Genomic DNA, 21,013 nt, shown 5'->3' with positions numbered 1-21,013 from the left:
GGGAGGTTGCAGCCTCCCTTTTTTACTTTTAAGCTTGGTAGCTCGTCCACTTAGTCATGGGTACTCAAATGACCTTAAATGATGCCGTTTTAGCCATTATCATTTTGATCATGCTTGTATACGCAATCTATGATGAATTTATTCAAGGAATTCTGAAAGGCAAAACTCTACTAAAAGTTAACTTAAAACGTAAACATCGAGTTGATGCCATCATTTTTATTGTGCTCTCTTGTATTGTCATTTATACAAATATTGTTCGACATGGTAATTTATTAACCACTTATTTATTAATGATTACTATTTTTATGGCTATTTATTTAGCTTTCATTCGTCGGCCAAAAGTATTTTTTAAACAAACCGGTTTTTATTTCGCCAATACTTTTATTTTATATGAGCGAATTAAGACAATGAATTTATCTGAAGATGGTATTTTAATGATTGGATTAGAGCAAAAGAAAATCCATGTTCAAGTTAACCATCTTGATGATTTACAAAAGATTTATGATTTCTTCATTAATCATAAATAACTACTTTATATATTGGTATAAATATTAAGGTTAATTAAATGTTTAATTAACCTTAACTTTGTTAATATCGAAAATGAAAATTATTCTCATTTAAAATGATATATTTATTAATAATTAATATTTTGCCTTTATTAAAATCTATGTTATCTTTCGTCCCACGTCATTGGGGAGTAGCCTGTTCTGGAATGTATTCTTTCCAGAAAATCCGTGTCAACATACTCGTTTGTTTTTAAACGTGGTGCGGATGCCATTTATTGGTTGGCAAGACCATAGACACATAAATACGCCTTTTGGTTGGGGGTAATTTATGTGTATATGGAAACACCCAACCGAGATTATTGTTATGAGCTTTTACGCAACTCTCATCCTCGCCCTCGCACTCTCTATGGATGCTTTCGCTGTCGCTATTTGTAAAGGTGCAGTGCTCCATAAACCCCGTTTTCGTGAAATTCTCCGCACTGGTTTTATCTTTGGTTTTATCGAAGCTATCACGCCGATCATTGGCTGGGGTATTGGTATTTTAGCCAGCCAGTATGTTATCCGTTGGGATCACTGGATTGCGTTTGCCCTACTGTTCATTCTTGGTGGTCGTATGATCTGGCAAAGTCTGACAACCAAAGATGAAGATTGTTGCGCTAAACCATCAAGTCACAGTGCAGGAAATTTAGTGTTATCTGCCATTGCCACCAGCCTTGACGCTATGGCAATTGGTTTAGGCCTGGCTTTCCTACAAGTGGATATCGTCCATACGGCCATGACTATTGGCTTAACCACAATGATAATGGCGACATTTGGCATGATGATTGGCCGTTACGTAGGCCCATTATTAGGAAAAAAAGCAGAGATTTTAGGCGGGCTGGTGCTTATTGCGATTGGGTTTAATATCCTCTTTGAGCATCTCGAATTATTTATGTACGCACCATAATCTTCCCGTTCCCCCTGACCCATTCAGGGGGAATAGTTAAGATATGATACTAGTTTTATACTTGATATTGATAAACTCGGATCAGAAAATCAGCGGTATAACCCTTCACTTCAGCCTGCTTTAATTGCTGTTTCACCTCTTCAGAAGCTCGCCATGCGAACGGCGTCATCTCTAACAATGCGAACGCCTCTTCTCCTGCGAGATCCATCGCATAATTTAAGCGAGTTTCATCAATCAACTTAAAGTCAGGAAGATCTTCGTCTTTTGCTGGGTGTAATTTTACTTCATCATATATCAGAGCTTTTAATTCTTGCAGATGTTCTGCTGCCGGCGTTACTGTAATTAAAATCCCCGCAGGTGTTAATACTCGGCTTAATTCTTGCGCTTTACAGGGGGCATAAATACGAATAATTCCACTCAAATTCGAATCCGCAAATGGTAAACGATGGCTTGAAGCAACACAGAAATTGACGGATTTATAGCGCTTAGCAGCAAAACGGATCGCCACTTTCGACACATCCAATCCATATACACTAACAGATTTAGATGCAGCCTCTAATGACTGAGCAAAATGGTCAGTGTAATACCCTTCTCCACATCCGATATCGAGTATATTTTCGCTGTTTTCAGGCAGGTATTGAGCGAGTTTTTCAGCAACCTTATCACGCATTGGCTGATAATGCCCTGCATCTAAAAACTGACGACGGGAGGTCATCATTTCTAGGCTATCACCTGGATCTTTAGAACGCTTATGCTGTACAGGGAGCAAATTAACATAACCCTCTTTGGCGCAATCAAACTGGTGATTTGCTTCACAACGATAGCTATTGTTAATTAAATTGAGGGGTTTAAAACACAGAGGGCATTGATAATTCATATGGTTACACTGATTTAAAAATAATGCGCAGTATACCATATAAGCTGTCAAGCAGCGCCATGGAATTATACCCCATGGCACCGTGACGTAATCTAGAGGAGTATAGCGAACTTATTTACCTGCTTTAGCCGCTTCAGGTGCTTTGACTTCACCTGACTGTTTCACTTCACTCTTTTTAACTTCTTTTTTACCATGCTCTGCTTTAGCAACTTCGTGCGTTTTCACACCATGGTTTGCATGTTCAGTTTTCGCAGTGGTATTTGCTAATGCAGCACCAGAAACAGCTAATGACAGAACAGTCGCGATTGCTAATAATTTTTTCATTTTGGACGCCTTATTTAAATTCAAACTAACGAGTCATTGGTATAAAACTTATATTTTGGTGTAGCTAAAAATTTAAATGGCTTTTTCGGCACTTTTATCTTTAGTTGCACTCACTTTTTTCTCAGTTTTCACTTTTGCGTGATGAGCTTTCGCTGAGTGATGAGCGGCAGCAATTGGCGCTACTGGCTCAGTTTTGGTTGTTGTATTTGCTAATGCAGCACCAGAAACAGCTAATGACAATACGGTTGCGATTGCTAATAACTTTTTCATACTAAGTACCTTAAAATTAATTTATTAAGCAAGGATGTTCTTGCCACACTAATAAATCATATCTGCAGATCATTTCGCAATAGGAGAATATTAAAGATTCTTAAATTTTTTATAGGTTATTTTAATGAATAAATATTTTAATTTTGTTGATATTTTATTTACTTTAAAAGGTTAATTTTTAATCTTTTTTTGACTTACCGTAAAATTAATTTATTTATAAATATCAATTAGATAAATTAAAAATAACTTTGATGTTAACTTTTTGATTTTAAAGATCATCTTCATTCCAATTTATTTGATATCTATTTTTTCTTCATTTTTCTTTTAAAAATTCACTTTTTATCTTGCCAATTTAATAAAGTTTCTTTTTTTTAAGATGCACTAACTTTTATTTTTATCTAAAGAGAAATTTTTCTGCTTACTTCAAGTAAAAAAGCCATTCAAATTTGAATGGCTTTTGACGTTACGATATTCGATTTGAAAATTAAAAATGAGCAAACTCAGGAATAGGTTTACGTCCATGAGCCTCTAAAAAATCTAAAACACGGCGTGGTGTGGTATTCAAAATTCGGGACTCTGGAAAATCAATGGATTTCAACATCTCAACCACTTCATCAAAACGCCCTAAATAACTGACATGATGTGAATCTGAACCTAACGCAACCCAACCACCTGCCTCTTTCACCGCTTTTGCTATTTCTATGCAGTTTTTCTTACTACCTGCTCTTGAATGCAAGAAAGAGGAGTTATTCATCTCTAGTGCTACGTTGCACTCTTTAGCTGCTTGGGCAACGGCTTTAATATCAATAGGATATTTGGGATTACCAGGATGAGTAATAACTTGCACCTTTCCGCTACGAATAGTGGCGATCATCGCTTCCGTATTGTCTTCTAAACTTTGCGGTTCTAAAACTGGCTCATGAAATCCGGCTAAAATAATATCTAGGTGACGAGCTATCTTTTCATTGCAGTCCGTCTCACCCTGCTTATTCTTAATGTTTGCTTCGATTCCATATAACAAACCAACGCCATTAACAATGCGCGGCAATATCGGCATATTGCCAAAATGCCATTCATGTGGCGCATCTTGCATTTCAGGGCCATGATCGGTAATGGCAAATAGTTTCATTCCTCGAGTGGCAGCTTCCGCAAAGTATTCATTAACAGTACTAAATGCATGGGTGCTGGCGATGGTGTGCGCATGTAAATCAACTTGATACATAAAATATCCTTCTAATTCTTCTATTTGCCTTCTGACATTATTCAGATTGAAAAGGTTATCCCAAGCTAACATATCGCCATCAAGGATTCGATAACAATTCTGTTAAACCGCACTTATCGGATCTCTATTGTAGATTGCAGTTTATCTGATTCCCATTACACCAATAAAAAAACCCGCTTCATTTGAAGCGGGCTTCTATTAAAATGATATGGTTTAGTTCACTAAAATACGCTTATTGGTTGCGCCCCATAATATGGACATTTCAGTAAACAGCGCACCGCTAATATCTTCAACTTCTTCAGCGGTTATTTCCCCTTTCCCTTGCTTACCAAAGAAAACAACCTCATCCCCTGGCTGTACATTTTTAATATCAGTGACATCGACCATTACCGTGTTCATGGATGTTTTCCCAAGAACGGGGGCGCGCTGCCCATTAATTAAAACATGCCCTGCATTACTGAATACACGGCGGTAGCCATCCGCATAACCGACAGGGATGTTGGCTAATACAGAATCACGCTTCAACGTATACGTTCTGTCATAACCGACAGTGTTCCCTTTCGGGTAATGATTGACCGCCGCAATATTCGATTTAAACGTCATCACGCGCTTGTAATCTTTAGTGGCAACCGTATCACCATAAAAAATACCACCAACACGCACCATATCCAACCACGATTCTGGCACTGTTAATGTTGCATAAGTATTCGCAACGTGCAGAGTAACATCTTCACGTTTTAATCCTGTCACATTCAGAACTTGTTGAGACTCTTTTTTAAATTTGGCCAAATCTTTTCGGATTTGCGCCTCATCTTCTTCAGGATAATGAGACATAATCCCGACGATTTTTAAATTAGGTAGCTGTGAGATCAACTTAGCTTGCTGTAATCCTTCCGCGTTACTGACTTCCAAGCCATTTCGTGACATTCCCGCCGAGTTCAATGCAAGATGAATCGGAATAACTTTGCCCTGCTTCGCCGCTACAGCATTTAAGCGCTGCGCCATCTCCAAGTTACCAATCAACTCTTCTACATTGAATTCAGTTGCTTGAGCCATTTCTTTTTCCGTGGCGTTACGCACACGCATTAAACGACCTTTAAAGCCTAAATCACGAACTTGCTTCAATTCTGTATTACTGGTGAGCCCTATACACTGGACATTATTTTCAATCATTACTGGGGTGACTAACGTCAGGTCATGCCCATATGCATCCCCTTTTAAAACAGCGCACATGCCCGCTTTATCACCCAATAATGCTTGCACTTTCTTGATGTTATAATCCAACGCACTGTGAGAAATTTCTATCCACGCATTGTTAACAAGCACAGGTTGAATTTGTGCTGATTGGGCTTCTATGATGTTAGTTTTCGCAGGTTGCTGACATGCAGTCGCCACCAGCAGAGGAAGAAGAGCAAGATATTTCAGACGAAATGCCACGTTGTTATCCTTAGCCATGGATCAGTGAGTTTCCCCTCACCTTTATTATTATGATTACGGGGAGTGAACATATACCTTGTATGTATATAGGCTATTGATAATAACAATCTGAATTAATTGAACAAGCAATAATTGCCAGAATTTGAATAAAAAATCATTTTTAGTGAATTTATAGTAATCCCTGCACTACCCATCTTTTCCTGAAGGATGACTTACCGGAATACAAGTACCTCTAAACTATCCTAATAATGTTTTTTACGAGGCTGCTCTCATAATCACTTTTTCTGCTTTAAATTACCTTGTTCGAGGTATGTTTTTCTTTTTGGATAATATTATTCTGGGTGCGTTTGTGTTTATGTGCTTGTGTTTTAATCATCAGCTTTGTTGGCTGTTCCGTTATCTCGTTTTTAACGCACGTTATTTTAACTAATAAATAAGGGAAACTATGAATTGGATAATTCAAAAGATAATGAATCCTCTTACGGGAGGCGTTGGCTCAGCGTTAGCACTCAATGGTGTGATATCACTTATCGTTCCATCATTGATTTTAACGACCACCAATATTTATATTCTATCGGCTATCCTCAGCCTTATTTTTATCTATATCTCGATAAAATATGATTGAGTTTTTTCACCCACAAACCACACAAGCACTCAGTATATTTTACTTTACGCTTATTCTTGGTTATTTAGTGATTCTCCTTATTTGGGAGCATTTTGATAAGTTTGCCGAGGATTTTTCGTTAATTCGTTTACCTCAAAAGGTGGCAATTATCTACACCGCCGCCACCTTCGCGAGTAATTTATTCTTAATCGTGATTATGTTTAACTTAGATAACCCACTCAAGAATGATAGCGTTATGATTTTGCCATTGAGCCTCGCAGGGCTAACGGGTCTATGCTATTCGTTAGGGGCTATTGTTCCGAGGAAGAAAATTTATCACACTTAAAGTCCAATATTATGAACTTTAAGTGTGATAAATCATTATAACGTCCTTAATTTTGGACTTAATTCATGGTGATTTGACTATTAGAATATAAAGTCCTATATTTGGTACATTATTATGCATTTTTGCATATTAAGTCCATATTAGAGGACTCTATGAATAGAAAAAAATCACCATTGGCCTATGCAGAGCAAATCGGCGAACGGCTAAAACAAGCAAGACTTAATCAAAATTTAACCCAAACAGAGTTGGCCCAATTTGTGGGTGTTTCACGCAAAACGATCATGGCCGCTGAAAAAGGTCATACTCAGCTAGAAATGTTTATTGCCATTATGATGGCGCTAAACCTAACTGAGCAATTAGACCTATTTTTACCTCCGCAACCAATATCCCCTATTCAACTGATGAAATTACAAGGTAAAAAGCGACAACGCGCATCTGGCCAACGTGCTGACCATACTGATACTAAAGAGGAAGAATTAGAATGGTAATTTCGTGGATCCCTTTTCCTGATGGCGGTGGCGTTCTTAATAGTGCTATCGATCGTGCATCTAAACGCCCGCTTAATGATTTCCGCAATAGAAAAATTGATGAAAAGAATGCTGAAATGAAGAATGGCGTTAATCTAAAAAATCTAAATAAAAAGCTTTAACTTATTGCGTATAATGCACTCACCAAAAACGAACAGACACAACTAAGCCACTGGCTCAATTTAGCCCTTCATACTTTATCGTTCCCATCATTCCGTATCTGATCCTTGCTTTTATATGAGAAAGATTTGAGACCTGTTAAAGAGTCTTCGAAAGATTTATCCACTCACAAAAATCAGTTCTTACTGGGATATTCCAGTTCTCCACTGCTCCGCCGCTGAGTTGCCTCAACCCCAAAGCCTCTGAACCAGAAGCCACTTCAATTAGTTCAGGAATTACATTCCATAACTGCTCTACAAGACCAGAATCAGGTACTGCGCCTGTATGTACAAGGGCATTTCTTTTTCGCCGTGCACGATCAAGCACCGTGTAACAATCGTTACTAAAAATATCTGACAGGTACAGAAGTTCATGCTTTGTAGAAATGGGGCTTTGTTTTTTCTGTCTCTCCCCTCTCAAGTGGGCTTTTTCAACTGAGCTAGAAAATCTGTTCCTTTCCTTCCGATATAGCTCTTTCCATATATGCTCCGTGAGTTGCTCCACAGTTATCCAAAGATTGTTTAGCGCATCGCTATTATTCCGATACACCATTGCAGTGTAGCCATTCAATAGAAAAATTGGAGAAAAGGAATTGACCGATTTAATGACACATTGTCCCTGTTCAAATGCTTTGCGCATTTCATCCACGGTAAGAACTCTTGGGTCCATCAAAGGCCTCAAGCGATCTATCGGAGCTGCCCAGTTCAATCTAAGGCTTGTGTGAATAGATGGAGTGTATGCAAAGAGACTGATCTTATTCAGCAACGCTCCGATAACCAGTTCTTCGGCACGAAGAACCTCAACATGTACTCCCCCCAAAAGAAGGCTACAAAGTATCTCATTCAACTTGATTAGCCCATCAACTCGGCTAGGAAAGTCACTAGACTGGGGAATCGCTATGGCTCCATCATAACTAACAAGAGCTGGAATTCCACTGGAATTCCCAAGAGGTAGTGAAGTTACCACCTCCGCAAGTTTACTTCCCTCATAAGAATTTAAGTTGATTTGCCTAGCGTAAAGTTCAAGCCAGAATCAGTAGTCCGATAAATCGCGCTATATGGCTGCATATGAGCTATCCATGCAGGGTTATATGAGGGAATACTCGATATTGGCGGTGTATAACCAACTGGGGCATCCTGTTGTTTGATCCAATTACATTGATACCAGACATGATATTCATCGGGCTTCGGTTTAACTATTATCGAGAGGGTTTTAGGAAGATTTCTGTTTTCTGCCATGAAAGGGGTAAAATCATCCTCAAGCTCATAGATCTGCCCCGTTTCAGTATCTTGGTATTCTTTCATATCATTCTCATTCCAACACTAAAAACAAAAAGGCACCAGTAAGTAACTGATGCCTTTAACATTAATGATTTCTAAAAATCGCTATCGATTATCGCTAAATCATTCCCACTCAATGGTCGCTGGTGGCTTGCCGCTGATGTCATAAACTACGCGGGAAATGCCATTCACTTCATTGATAATGCGGTTAGACACACGGCCTAAGAAGTCATATGGCAAGTGAGCCCAATGAGCAGTCATAAAGTCGATGGTTTCAACTGCACGCAGAGAAACAACCCAGTCATACTTACGGCCATCGCCCATTACGCCAACAGAGCGCACTGGTAAGAATACGGTGAATGCTTGGCTAACTTTATTGTACAGATCCGCTTTGTGCAGCTCTTCGATAAAGATAGCATCTGCGCGACGCAGCAAGTCACAATACTCTTTCTTCACTTCACCCAGAACACGAACACCTAAACCTGGACCCGGGAATGGGTGGCGGTACAGCATATCGTATGGCAGGCCTAACTCCAGACCAATCTTACGCACTTCGTCTTTGAACAGCTCTTTCAAAGGTTCAACCAGACCCAGTTTCATATCTTCCGGTAAGCCACCCACGTTATGGTGAGATTTAATAACGTGCGCTTTACCTGTTGCTGATGCCGCAGATTCGATAATATCTGGGTAAATTGTTCCTTGCGCTAACCATTTGATATTTGGCAGCTTAGAAGATTCTTCATCGAACACTTCGATAAATACGTGACCGATTTTCTTACGCTTCGCTTCTGGATCTGAAATACCTGCCAGTGCGTTCATAAAGCGGTCTTCTGCTTTTGCGTGGATGATGTTCAGGTCAAATTTACCTTGGAACATTTCCATGACTTGATCAGCTTCATTTAAACGCAGTAAGCCGTTATCAACGAATACGCAAGTCAGGCGTTTACCAATCGCACGGTTTAATAACAGCGCAGTGACAGAAGAATCCACACCGCCAGACAGAGCTAACAGAACATGGTCATCACCGATTTGTTCTTTCAGGCGAGCAACGGTATCTTCGATAATCGCAGCTGATGTCCACAACGCTTCACATTGGCACAGATCCAATACGAAACGTTTTAAAATATTTAAACCTTGATGAGTGTGGGTCACTTCTGGGTGGAACTGAACACCATAGAAACGTTTCTCAACATCAGCCATGATGGCATATGGGCAGCTTGGCGTGCTTGCAATCGTTTTGAAGCTAGATGGAATAGCAGTTACTTTGTCGCCATGGCTCATCCACACATCTAAAACTGGCTTGCCATCTTCGTTCAGCGCATCTTGGATGTCGCGGAACAGGTCGCAATCTTCCAGAATTTCAACGTTCGCATAACCAAACTCACGTTCGCCAGACACTTCAACCGCGCCACCTAATTGCATGGACATAGTTTGCATGCCGTAGCAGATACCTAAAACAGGCACGCCCGCATTAAATACATACTCTGGTGCACGTGGGCTATCAGCTTCTGTTGTACTTTCTGGACCACCAGACAAGATAATCCCGTTAGGATTAAACTCTCTGATTTGCTCTTCGGTCACATCCCACGCCCACAGTTCACAGTAGACGCCAATTTCACGGATACGACGTGCAATCAGCTGAGTATACTGAGAGCCGAAATCAAGAATAAGAATGCGATGCTTATGGATATTTGTAGTCATTTGAGGAGAATTCCAGCAATTCAAGTCAAAATAAAAGGTGGTGACGCCATCAGTATGTGCGCCACCCTGAAACTTTTCGATTACTGTTTTAAAGGATAATAGCGCTTCGAAATGGCCGTTATTATCCTAAACAATAATTACTGTCCTAAACGATAGTTAGGAGACTCTTTAGTGATAGTCACATCATGAACGTGACTTTCTTGAATACCCGCACCACTGATACGCACAAATTCAGCTTTCGTTCTCAGCATATCAATAGTACCGCAGCCTGTCAGACCCATACATGAGCGTAAACCACCCATTTGTTGGTGAATGATCTCTTTTAAGCGACCTTTGTAAGCCACGCGACCTTCGATACCTTCTGGAACCAGTTTGTCTGCTGCGTTATCAGATTGGAAATAACGGTCTGAAGAACCTTTAGACATTGCGCCCAGAGAACCCATTCCACGGTACGCTTTATAGGTACGGCCTTGGAACAGGATAGTTTCACCAGGAGATTCTTCGGTACCTGCAAACATGGAACCGACCATCACACACGCAGCGCCAGCCGCGATAGCTTTAGAAATATCACCAGAGAAACGGATACCACCATCTGCAATAACAGGAATGCCAGTGCCTTCTAATGCGCCCGCTGCTTCAGCGATTGCCGTGATTTGAGGTACACCCACGCCAGTAACAATACGAGTCGTACAAATTGAACCTGGGCCGATACCCACTTTCACTGCGCTAACACCAGCGTCTGCTAACGCTTTTGCGCCTTCTGCTGTTGCAACGTTACCACCAATGATTTGTAAATCAGGGTATTTTTGGCGAGTTTCACGAATACGCTGTAAAACCCCTTCAGAATGACCGTGTGATGAGTCAATAAGCAGAACGTCAACGCCTGCTGCAACCAATGCATCAACACGTTCTTCGTTACCTGCGCCAGCACCAACAGCCGCACCTACACGCAGACGGCCTTGCTCGTCTTTACATGCGTTTGGTTTACGTTCTGCTTTTTGGAAATCTTTAACGGTGATCATACCTAACAGATGGAAGTTATCATCGATAACTAAAGCTTTCTCAACACGTTGCTCATGCATTTTTTGTAAAACGACTTCGCGTGCTTCGCCTTCTTTCACGGTCACTAAACGCTCTTTTGGCGTCATCACCGCAGTCACTGGTTGGTCTAAATCCGTTACGAAACGGACGTCACGACCTGTAATGATACCCACTAAAGAATTATCTTTAGAGACAACAGGATAACCTGCGAAACCATTGCGTTCAGCCATTTCTTGCACTTCACGAATTGTGGTTTCTGGGGTAACAGTGACAGGATCAGTCACCACGCCGCTTTCATGTTTTTTCACACGACGGACTTCTTCAGCTTGACGCTCAATGGACATGTTTTTATGGATAAATCCAATACCACCTTCTTGAGCTAGTGCGATAGCCAGATCAGATTCGGTGACAGTATCCATCGCTGCGGAGAGCATAGGAATGTTCAGGCGGATTTTTGCGGTCAGTTGAGTGGACAGATCTGCCGTGTTTGGCAGTACAGTTGAGTGTGCAGGGACGAGTAAAACATCGTCGAAAGTTAGTGCTTCTTTTTTAATGCGTAACATAGGCAATATCCCACCAGGCAGCGTTATGAAAGGTATAAAATATTGCCGCGGCATTATACACACCGTAATCGGTTGCTTCCAGCACTTTTTTCAAAAAAAACTTGATAAGTCCGTCGGCTACGTTAGTATCAGTCAATTAAGTCATTGTTTTAAAATTTGATCTAGCTCACATGTCGACTCAACAAAATAGCGCAATTTACTCAGTCAGCAAGCTCAACCAAACGGTAAGAGAACTTCTTGATACCCAAATGGGACGAATTTGGTTAACGGCCGAAATTTCCAATTTTTCGCAGCCAAGTTCGGGACATTGGTACCTGACACTCAAAGATGATCGTGCCCAAGTTCGCGCGGCGATGTTCCGTGGGCAAAATACTCGCGTCACCTTCCGTCCACAAAATGGGCAGCAGGTGTTAGTCCGTGCCACTGTCACACTGTATGAGCCGCGTGGAGACTATCAGCTAATCATCGAAAGCATGCAACCCGCTGGTGAAGGTCTACTGCAACAGCGCTTCGAGCTACTCAAACAAACCCTTAATGCCCAAGGGTTATTTGATGTTATTCACAAGCAAGCCTTGCCATCTCCAGCAAAACGCGTGGGGATTATTACCTCTGCAACCGGTGCTGCCCTGCATGATATTTTAAATATCCTACATCGCCGTGACCCATCCCTACCCGTGGTTATCTACCCGACAGCTGTTCAAGGGGATTTAGCGCCTGCGCAAATCGCCAGAGCCATCGAACTCGCAAACCTACGTAATGAATGCGACGTTCTCATTGTGGGGCGTGGTGGCGGTTCACTGGAAGATTTATGGGCATTCAATGAAGAGATCGTGGCACGTGCCATTTTTGCTAGCCGATTACCGATCATTAGCGCCGTTGGGCATGAAACGGATGTGACCATCGCCGATTATGTTGCCGATGTACGTGCACCTACGCCATCCGCAGCCGCGGAGCTTGTCAGTCGCAATCAAACCGAAATGCTGCGCCAATTGAAATCAGGGCAACAGCACCTAGAGATGGCGATGGATTATTATTTGGCGGCACAGCAGCAACGTTTCGCACGTCTTCAGCACCGTTTACAACAGCAACACCCGCAATTACGCCTTGCTCGGCAACAAAATCAGCTTTCAGCCTTACGCCAAAAACTGACCAATGCCATCAGCCGCCAGCTACAATCGGCCACCTTTAAATTCGATAAAAACCAACGCCGCTTGATGCAAAATGACCTGCGCCCTCAATTACAACGCCAACAGCGCCAATTGCAGCAAACGCAGTATCATTTACAAAATATGCTGACTCAGTTAGTGAATAACTACCGCCAGCGTTTTGCTGTTGCCTGTTCCAAAATGGAGGCTGTTAGCCCGCTTGCTACCCTCGCCCGAGGTTTCAGTATCAGCGAAACCGCTGAAGGCGCTGTATTGAAAAAAACCAGCCAAGTGAAATTAGGCCAACAGCTCAAAACTCGCTTAAATGATGGTTGGGTTGAAAGCCAAGTGACCAATATTCAGAAGGTTCGAGCGAAAAGATCAACCAAATAGCTGTTTTTTCAAATATTCCGCACCATCTCGAATGGCGTTATCCGCCGTTGGCATGATGCGGGAGTAATGTAAAAAGGCATGCAGTGTCCCCGGATACATTCGGTATTCACAAGGTATTTTATGCGATTGAAACGTTTGAAATAATGTCACGCTATCATCAAGTAACGGATCATATTCCGCACTCGCAATAAAACAAGGTGGAATGTCTCGCGTAAGGTCATTATTAAACAAGCAATAGTAAGGCTCTTCACGGCTTCCTTGTTCGCCTAAGTAAGCATTGTCATACTCTTGGAGATCTTCTCGTCTTAACCCATCCCATTCACCGCCATACAAACGGCGACTGCTGGAATCTTGTAAACCATACAATCCATACCACAGTAAAACTGCACAAACATCACCACAGTAGATTTGTTTATCCCGTAACCATAATACGGTAGCAAGGGATAACATCGCTCCAGCAGAGTCCCCCGCAAACCCAATGCGGTGCATATTCAACGAATATTTTTCAGCGTGTTGAGAATAAAACTGGCATACCGCTACCGCTTCCTCAATCGCTTGAGGATAACGAGCTTCAGGGGAAAGCGAATAATCAACACCTATCACAGTACAGCCTGAATACAATGCTAATAAACGCATAATTCGGTCATGGGTATCGAGGTTACCGAGGATAAACCCGCCACCATGCAAATAAAACAGTGTAGCAGGCGTATGTTCAATAGGATGATACACTCTCGTGACAACGTCACATTTAGCAGTTTTAACCGTCATGTCTTCAACACGAAAAAGCTCCGGTGCATTGGCATTCCAATAACGACGATCTTCATTATAAGCAAGGCGCTGAGCTGCATAACTTCCGTCGGTTGGCTCCACCGATGTCTGTTGCTCATAGTATTGAATTACTTTTTGCATCTCTGGCGAAATTAAATCAAGCACATTGATTTTATTGGTTGTTTTCATTGCAATCTCCACATTCTTATTCATTGATTGTAATGAATCCAAAGGGACAAACTGAGAGTGGCGTAGCCAATATTGAAAGCGTTTAGATAATAAGCCTATCAATCTTCCTTAGTGAGTAAGGCTAAAAATACTAAACGCTTTCCGTTAACTATCTATTGGTCAGAAGCGCACTTGACCGCCAATCATATAACTGCGCCCTCTTCCCGTTTCATTATTTCTGCCACGTTCTTCCATCACTGCGCCAGAGTTTGCACGGTTTAACACGTCGGTGTAGTTTTCATTAGTGAGGTTATTAATCGCCATCATTAACTTGAAGTGTTTATTGATTTCATAGTCTGCGTACAGGTCAACGATAGTTGGCTGTTTTTCATACTTCTCCGTCATCGCATCCCCGTTCATGTCACCGTCAGGAATTGGGCTAATACGTTTAGATGGCCCCGTCCATGTCACTGTCGAGCCTACGGTCAGTTTTTCATCAAACAGGCGAACACCCGAATCTAAAGTCACATAATATTCAGGTAATTGGGTAAAGTCCCCTGCACTAAATACCGATGTACTGTTGATTGATACCGGTTGTTTGCCAGACTCTTTGGTGTAAGAAACCATGGAGTAAAATACCCCAGCATCGTAGTTAGCTTGCAACTCGTAGCCGCGCAAATTAACATCCCGAGGATCGTTCACATACATATCTGCACGTTGGAAAATATCTGGATTTTCTTTATCCCACACATCGTCGTTAATTAAGCACCAATCAAATTCTTCTTGAGAAGTTGCACGACATAGCATGAAGGATTTACTGGTAATGTAGTCCTTGATATGAGTGTGGAACCACAGCGCTTTCAGATTAAACTGGTCTCCTTCCACCACTAAATCTGGCTTAAAGCTATTAAAACCAATTTGCCAAGTTTGTGCTTTTTCCCCTTTTAGGAATGGGTTCATACTCTGACCGCCATTTTGAGAGAAAAAGGCTTCTTGAGAGTTCGGCACACGCATTGAATGCGCATAACTCACAAATGGCTGAAATTCAGGAATAATTTGTGCAGAAACTAACACTCCGGGGTTAATACCACTTTCTCGCAGATTTAACGTACTCGCTTCTTGAGGGAAGCATTTCTCGGTTTCATCACAAGCGGGTTTATATCCTTGAACGCGATAATTTAAATAATTGAGGTCGAATGTAGCAGTATAAATATCGTACTGCGCCTCAAATTGCGTATACAAGCTCGTAATATCTTGTGTACCACTCGGCGAGAATGGGTTGTAAGTAATTGTGTTTGGATCTTCTACCGGTTTTGTGATTTTTTGGTATTTAGTCTTCATTAATTTCGAACCAACCTGCCACTTAAAATCAGTGTCGCCATAAGAAAAACGGCTGGTATTGGAAATATTAATACTGTCAGATTTGTTTTCTGATTCTGCGTCTTTTAATGCACCGCCAATTGGCTCTCCTTGGAATTTTTGAGTATTAAATCCATGGCTCGCCAGCACTTCCACATCAATCAATTCATTGATTGGCGTGTATTTATATTTAAGGTAATAATCTTCGCTGTTAATCTTACGGCTAGTTAATTTGTTTTGTAAAAATCGGCCGCTGAATTCGACTTCATGACTATCATTCGGTTTATATTTTAATTTAGTTAATTGAGATTGCGGTTTTTGTTTGAATGTCGGGTCGGTTGCAAATTCATCCGTATCAAATCCATCACCATTTTTATAACTGCCTGGGATATTGTGCCCACTCACAGCAATTAAGCCGCCAAAATAACCGTCACCCTCATTTAATAACGTTTTTCCCGCAACCGAAACCATGCCGTTATAGCCGAGTCCATTATCTCCCCAGCTCCCTTTGCTACGTACTCCCCACAAATTATCTTTGAAAATCACATCATCAATAGATAAGGTCCGAAAGTTGGCGCTTCCCGCTAAGGCGTTAACACTGTTACTACCATTCAATTGCCCCTTTTCTACCTCAACTTCCACAATAAAGTTAGGGTCAATAAGTGAACCAAAGTCATTACTCGGCTGCATGCCATGGGTGAATTTACTCGGCGATATTCCGTAATAGCTCTGTGTGACACCATCCACCATCATGTTTACGCGCCCAAAGCCACTCAGCCCGCGAATATTCACGTTGATGGTGCCTTGGCTCGCGTCCATTTGGGTATAGGTTCCGGGCATCGAACGGATAATTTTATCCATGGATTGTAATTTATTTTCGGTACCGACTGCGCTATAGGCCCCCGGTTTTTCCAAGGCTTTGACCAACGGCGTTTGTTTTTGTGCGCCCGACACTTTTAATTGGCTAAAATTAACCACATCATCTTTCTGCTTATTTGTCTGCTGTGTATTTTCAGACAAAGCGAAGCCGTGGAAGCTTGCGGAAATAGTCCCAGCTACCATGATTATTATTTTATTATTCATTAAACCATTCCTGTAAACGTACTGATAAAACAGCCGCTCACATTGCAAACGCAGAATAAATATGTTTTCTGCGAATAGGATTAGTTGCAAGTTTTTATAACTTCACAACTAATCCTTGGTAACCTTATTTTGGTTACTTATTATGGGTAACGCTATTTTAAATCTGGAAAATATTTCGCTTTATTTTCTAACATCAGAATAAAGCTATATTCTCTGGCAATATCATCCAAGGCATTAAAACGACCGGACTTTCCACCGTGTCCGGCATTCATATTGGTTTCTAATAACAATAAAGAATTGCCTTGTTTCAGATCACGCAGTTTTGCCACCCATTTTGCCGGTTCCCAATATTGTACTTGGGAATCATGTAACCCCGTGGTGACCAAAATATGCGGATAATGCTGAGCTTTGATATTGTCATACGGGCTATAAGCTTTAATACGCCAGTAATCTTCCTCATTTTCAGGATTGCCCCACTCATCGTATTCACCGGTGGTCAGCGGAATAGATGGGTCTAGCATCGTCGTTACGACATCCACGAATGGTACCGCAGAGACCACGCCTTCATACAAATCAGGTGCCATATTGACGACAGCACCCATCAGCAAGCCGCCAGCGCTACCGCCCATGGCATAGACATGGCCTTTTTCCCCATAGCCTTGTGCCAATAACGCGTTAGTCGCATCAATGAAGTCCGTAAAGGTATTCATTTTATGGACCGTTTTACCCTGAATATACCAATTCTTTCCTAAGTCCCCACCGCCACGAATATGGGCAATAGCATACACAAATCCACGGTCAAGCAAGGATAAGCGAGAAGAACTGAATGACGGGTCGATACCATATCCATATGCACCGTAGCCGTAGACCAGAAGTGGGTTTTTACCTTGTTTGAAACTATCTTTACGGTAAACCAATGAAACCGGTACTTTCACCCCATCTTGGGCAGTGATCCAAATACGTTCGCTTTGATAATTCGCTTTATTGAAATCCTTCACTTCCTCTTGTTTTAATAGCTGTTTCTCTTGAGTCAGCATATTAATTTCATACACCGAGGATGGTGTTGTCATGGAGGAGTAGCCGTAGCGTAATTTATCAGTATCTGGCTCTGGGTTGTTCCCAATCCACGCCATATAAGCTGGGTCATCAAAGCTCACAGAATGTTCTTTGTGGGTTAACCAACTAATTTGACGAATATTCACTAAGCCGTTTTGACGTTCTTCAATCACCAACCAGTTATTAAACAATGCAAAATCTTCAAGGTCTATATCATCGCGAGGTGCGATAAAACTCACCCATGGTGCCGTGGCATTATCCGCAATATACAGCCCAAATAATGGATGCTGATGATTAGAACGAATATAGAATTTACCGTTGAAATGATCAGGGTAATATTCCACACCCGTTTTGCGAGGTTGTAGTACTACCGCATCACGTTCCGGTTGGTTCGCATCCAGAAGGCGATATTCTGACGTTTCGGTGCTAGTGATCCCAATCAGAATATAATCTTTAGAGGTGGATTTCGCTAAACTGACATAGTAAGTATCATCTTTCTCTTCATACACCAATTTATCAGTGGATTGCGCCGTTCCATATTGGTGTTTAACCACTTGATAAGGCAACAGTGTTTGTTTGTCTTTATTAACATAAAACAGTGTGCGATTATCATTTGCCCATACAATATTGCCGGAGGTGTTAGTTAGGACATTCTCTTGCCACTTTGCATCATCAACTTTGCGGAACGAAACCGCATAATCATTACGACCTTGGCGGTCTTCAGCAATCGCGATCGTGGTGTTATCTGGGGAAATGGCTAACGCCCCCATTCGGTAATATTCAGTGCCTTCCGCGCGTTGGTTACCATCAACCAAAACTGTCCATTCGCCATCACTATGAATAGGGCGTCTTTCATAAATGGAGTAGTTTTTACCGGCGACAACGCGAGAACGGTATGTATAGCCATTGTAATTGTATGGTACCGATTCATCATCTTGCTTTACGCGAGATAATAATTCGTCGTAAATTTCCTGTTTTAATGGCTCACCCAATTCAAGCTGCTGCGTGGTATAGGTATTTTCTTGATTCAGATATTCAAGGACCTCTGGGGCTTCACGGTTATCGTCTCTTAACCAATAATAGTTATCGACGCGCTGATCCCCATGGATAGTCATAGTGTGGGGCTGTTTTTTCGCTATTGGTGCTAGCATTTTGTCCTCCGCAGCACTGCTGGCCGCATATAACCCAAGTAGTGTAACCACGCAATAAGTGGTGATTCTATTACGCATGGTTTTATTATGTATGGTTTTATGACGCATGGTGAGTCCAATCTATTTATCATTAAGAGTAAAATCAATAGGTAACCTAACCGTTATCCGTCCATTCTTGAGAATTTCTGCTGGCGGTACGGGTAACGGCGCCGCGCGAGATAACACCTGCTGCGCTTCTTTGTCTAAAGAACGTGTGCCTGATGAGTTCACTAAACTGCTATCAAGTAAAAAACCTTGGCTATCTACCGTAAACATCACCACCGGTTTCCCTATGCGGTTACGCCTTCCTGCATCTTCAGGGTAACGTTTATATTTATTCAATTTTCCAAGCACCATCGCTTCCCACTGTTTTTGTAGGCTATCAAGGGCTTCGGACTGGCTATTAAGTTCCGCAGCAATTTGCTGGCTTTGGACGAGTGCCGCCGCATCGCTGGTCACTGGCGCATCGCTGGCTTTCGAATCTGTGGTTTGCACCTTCTTCACTTGCTGCTGCTCTTGTTTCTGTTTTTTTAACTCGGGCTTTGGTTTTTTCGCCGTTGTTTTCGTCAGTTGCACTTCCGCTTGCTCATTAACAGGCAATGGGGGAATAATGGCTTCCTCTGCTTGCGCTTTATGGGATTCACTCGCCACAGCCAGCTCTTGAGTTTGACCAATATTCACTTCCGTTAATTGTTTAGCTTGTGCTTCGATAGATAATTCCATCACCACTGAAGGGGGCGGCAGTGACTCCTCCCATCGCGCATTGTGTGTTATCCAGATAAAAAATCCCACAATGGCAATATGCAGTGCCACGGCTAAAACCAGCCACCCGCCCATTCTGGAGGTTCGATTCACATACCCACTTTCAAACGTTATTGTGCTCATAGTCATCTTACGTGCTTTTACAGAGTTGCAAATGATAATTAATAACGAATGCAAATGGAAATTATTTGTAAATAAATGTGATGATTACTTCACAAAATTAACGATTTTAAATCATCATATTGCTCGCACTTGTTGATTATTTCGGCGTGTACCACACATAATCTGCATGCAAGTTATCGATTTCCTCGCCTTGCTCCGAAATAATCAATACTTTCAATGGTTCATCTGGCGCTAAATCGAGCATATGTAGCGGCACGCCAATCGCTCGCGTTGCATGATAACCCCCTGCAAATAACAATGCGGGTGCCGGAGCATCCAATAATCCTTGAGCCATCGCCCTATCTCTTAGTTGCTGGATCACCAGCATCTTTTCCGCTTGTTTATCATCCAACTCACCATTGTGTGAGCGTTTAATGGTTTCGCTGATCAGTTCCTGAATAACGGGTTGCGTTGAATGTGTTCCCTTAAGCGTAGGTGGGTTGTCATAAGCCTTCAGTACAGCATTTCGATTAATATTCGCCGCTAAAACTGGGGATGGCTGAGCCAGTAAATACTTCACGAGTTCCCCATATTGCGCCCACGGCCAACCACTATTCCAATGTATAACCTCTTGCAGTTTTTCATCCCGAATATACGGGTTCCCCTGCATCTGTTTTTGAACATTGTTTACTCGACTTTGTTGATCAGGGGTAAGCATTTCCAGTAACACCGCACCTTGGGGGCGTATTTTCTGCATTTCTTGGGCGACCCACTGCTCGATTTGATGATGGTAAATATTGTCGTGTTTCTCCCCGACAATCACGCGAGGTGAGGCAGCAAGTTCTTGAATTAACTGCTGTGGCGTGATGGATTTGCCCGAATCTAAATCAATGATTTTGCCGGTTTGTGTGAGTTGAGGATCCAGTTGTTGAGCGGGTTTTGGTGTTTGTGAGGTACATCCTAACTGTGTGAAACTCAAAACGAAAAGCATCCCTAAACTCAACAGTGATGTTTTTTTCGTTAAATAATTCAAAGAACGTGCTGATATCATTATCTTTTCCATATAGTGACTTTGAAGCCATTCAAAATACAGATAATGATAATCATTTTCAAATAAAAAAGACTCCCATTAACCACAATGGAAGTCTTTATGCGGAACTCGATGATTAATCAATCATTCGAGA

The 21,013-nt window shown here is 41.8% G+C and carries 17 protein-coding genes, 3 pseudogenes and 1 riboswitch; of the genes and pseudogenes, 6 read left to right on the top strand and 14 right to left on the bottom strand.

The window, feature by feature from the left end:
* Positions 1-68: 68 nt before the first annotated feature.
* Both GKR74_RS11520 and mntP read left to right on the top strand, forming a co-directional pair.
* On the top strand, positions 69-527 hold the full coding sequence (locus tag GKR74_RS11520) for a DUF986 family protein (protein ID WP_154603673.1): 459 nt from the start codon (positions 69-71) through the stop codon (positions 525-527).
* 153 nt (positions 528-680) lie between these two features.
* A riboswitch (yybP-ykoY riboswitch) is annotated at positions 681-864 on the top strand.
* A 6-nt stretch (positions 865-870) separates the two neighbouring features.
* Complete coding sequence (mntP, locus tag GKR74_RS11515) at positions 871-1,452, top strand: manganese efflux pump MntP (RefSeq protein WP_154604397.1); 582 nt, start codon at positions 871-873, stop codon at positions 1,450-1,452.
* Between the two features lie 55 nt (positions 1,453-1,507).
* Here the strand turns inward: mntP and rlmA are convergent, their stop codons facing one another.
* The 5 genes from rlmA to alr form a co-directional block, all read right to left on the bottom strand.
* A complete protein-coding gene (rlmA, locus tag GKR74_RS11510) occupies positions 1,508-2,329 on the bottom strand; it encodes a 23S rRNA (guanine(745)-N(1))-methyltransferase (RefSeq protein ID WP_154603672.1) in 822 nt (273 codons plus the stop codon).
* 111 nt (positions 2,330-2,440) lie between these two features.
* Complete coding sequence (locus GKR74_RS11505; RefSeq protein WP_154603671.1) at positions 2,441-2,653, bottom strand: acid-shock protein; 213 nt, start codon at positions 2,651-2,653, stop codon at positions 2,441-2,443.
* Positions 2,654-2,725: 72 nt separating this feature from the next.
* The gene (locus tag GKR74_RS11500; protein ID WP_006658806.1) at positions 2,726-2,923 is read right to left on the bottom strand and encodes a hypothetical protein; all 198 of its coding nucleotides are present in this window, start codon (positions 2,921-2,923) and stop codon (positions 2,726-2,728) included.
* A gap of 484 nt (positions 2,924-3,407) precedes the next feature.
* Positions 3,408-4,145: a phosphatase gene (locus tag GKR74_RS11495; RefSeq protein WP_154604396.1), complete on the bottom strand. Its 738-nt coding sequence runs from the start codon at positions 4,143-4,145 to the stop codon at positions 3,408-3,410.
* A 213-nt stretch (positions 4,146-4,358) separates the two neighbouring features.
* The gene (alr, locus tag GKR74_RS11490; protein WP_336431350.1) at positions 4,359-5,582 is read right to left on the bottom strand and encodes an alanine racemase; all 1,224 of its coding nucleotides are present in this window, start codon (positions 5,580-5,582) and stop codon (positions 4,359-4,361) included.
* A gap of 617 nt (positions 5,583-6,199) precedes the next feature.
* Between alr and GKR74_RS11485 the strand changes: the two genes are divergently transcribed.
* The 3 genes from GKR74_RS11485 (at position 6,200) to GKR74_RS11475 (ending at position 7,181) form a co-directional block, all read left to right on the top strand.
* Positions 6,200-6,532 carry a hypothetical protein gene (locus GKR74_RS11485; RefSeq protein ID WP_154603669.1) on the top strand — a complete coding sequence of 111 codons (333 nt, stop codon included), beginning with the start codon at positions 6,200-6,202 and terminating at the stop codon, positions 6,530-6,532.
* Positions 6,533-6,684: 152 nt separating this feature from the next.
* Entirely contained in the window at positions 6,685-7,020 is a 336-nt protein-coding gene (locus GKR74_RS11480; RefSeq protein WP_154603668.1) for a helix-turn-helix transcriptional regulator, read from the top strand.
* Positions 7,014-7,181, top strand: coding sequence for a hypothetical protein (locus tag GKR74_RS11475; protein ID WP_154603667.1), 168 nt, complete (start codon positions 7,014-7,016; stop codon positions 7,179-7,181). The genes GKR74_RS11480 and GKR74_RS11475 overlap by 7 nt, the downstream gene beginning before the upstream one ends.
* Before the next feature lie 136 nt (positions 7,182-7,317).
* Here the strand turns inward: GKR74_RS11475 and GKR74_RS11470 are convergent, their stop codons facing one another.
* From GKR74_RS11470 to guaB, 4 genes and pseudogenes are all read right to left on the bottom strand, one after another.
* Entirely contained in the window at positions 7,318-7,866 is a 549-nt protein-coding gene (locus GKR74_RS11470; protein WP_154603666.1) for a hypothetical protein, read from the bottom strand.
* A 347-nt stretch (positions 7,867-8,213) separates the two neighbouring features.
* The gene (locus tag GKR74_RS11465) at positions 8,214-8,522 is read right to left on the bottom strand and encodes a hypothetical protein (protein ID WP_154603665.1); all 309 of its coding nucleotides are present in this window, start codon (positions 8,520-8,522) and stop codon (positions 8,214-8,216) included.
* An 81-nt stretch (positions 8,523-8,603) separates the two neighbouring features.
* A pseudogene (guaA, locus tag GKR74_RS11460) lies at positions 8,604-10,199 on the bottom strand (glutamine-hydrolyzing GMP synthase).
* Between the two features lie 137 nt (positions 10,200-10,336).
* Positions 10,337-11,803, bottom strand: a complete 1,467-nt coding sequence (gene guaB, locus GKR74_RS11455; protein WP_036953269.1) for an IMP dehydrogenase — start codon at positions 11,801-11,803, stop codon at positions 10,337-10,339.
* Between the two features lie 170 nt (positions 11,804-11,973).
* Between guaB and xseA the strand changes: the two genes are divergently transcribed.
* A complete protein-coding gene (gene xseA / locus GKR74_RS11445; protein ID WP_154603663.1) occupies positions 11,974-13,341 on the top strand; it encodes an exodeoxyribonuclease VII large subunit in 1,368 nt (455 codons plus the stop codon).
* Here the strand turns inward: xseA and aes are convergent.
* The 5 genes and pseudogenes from aes to GKR74_RS11420 all read right to left on the bottom strand — a co-directional run bounded on the left by aes (position 13,270) and on the right by GKR74_RS11420 (position 20,880).
* A pseudogene (gene aes / locus GKR74_RS11440) lies at positions 13,270-14,298 on the bottom strand (acetyl esterase). The gene xseA and the pseudogene aes sit on opposite strands and share 72 nt — an antisense overlap.
* A 144-nt stretch (positions 14,299-14,442) precedes the next feature.
* A pseudogene (locus GKR74_RS11435) lies at positions 14,443-16,719 on the bottom strand (TonB-dependent receptor domain-containing protein).
* Positions 16,720-16,871: 152 nt separating this feature from the next.
* Positions 16,872-19,004, bottom strand: coding sequence for a S9 family peptidase (locus GKR74_RS11430; protein ID WP_154604395.1), 2,133 nt, complete (start codon positions 19,002-19,004; stop codon positions 16,872-16,874).
* A gap of 42 nt (positions 19,005-19,046) precedes the next feature.
* Positions 19,047-19,850 carry an energy transducer TonB gene (locus GKR74_RS11425; RefSeq protein WP_154603660.1) on the bottom strand — a complete coding sequence of 268 codons (804 nt, stop codon included), beginning with the start codon at positions 19,848-19,850 and terminating at the stop codon, positions 19,047-19,049.
* Between the two features lie 136 nt (positions 19,851-19,986).
* Positions 19,987-20,880, bottom strand: coding sequence for a ChaN family lipoprotein (locus GKR74_RS11420; RefSeq protein WP_304654019.1), 894 nt, complete (start codon positions 20,878-20,880; stop codon positions 19,987-19,989).
* Positions 20,881-21,013: the final 133 nt, after the last annotated feature.

It is taken from the genome of Providencia sp. wls1914 (assembly GCF_009706645.1).
In the GTDB taxonomy this organism is placed as follows: domain Bacteria; phylum Pseudomonadota; class Gammaproteobacteria; order Enterobacterales; family Enterobacteriaceae; genus Providencia; species Providencia zhijiangensis.
This window is presented reverse-complemented; position numbering and strand designations above follow the sequence as displayed.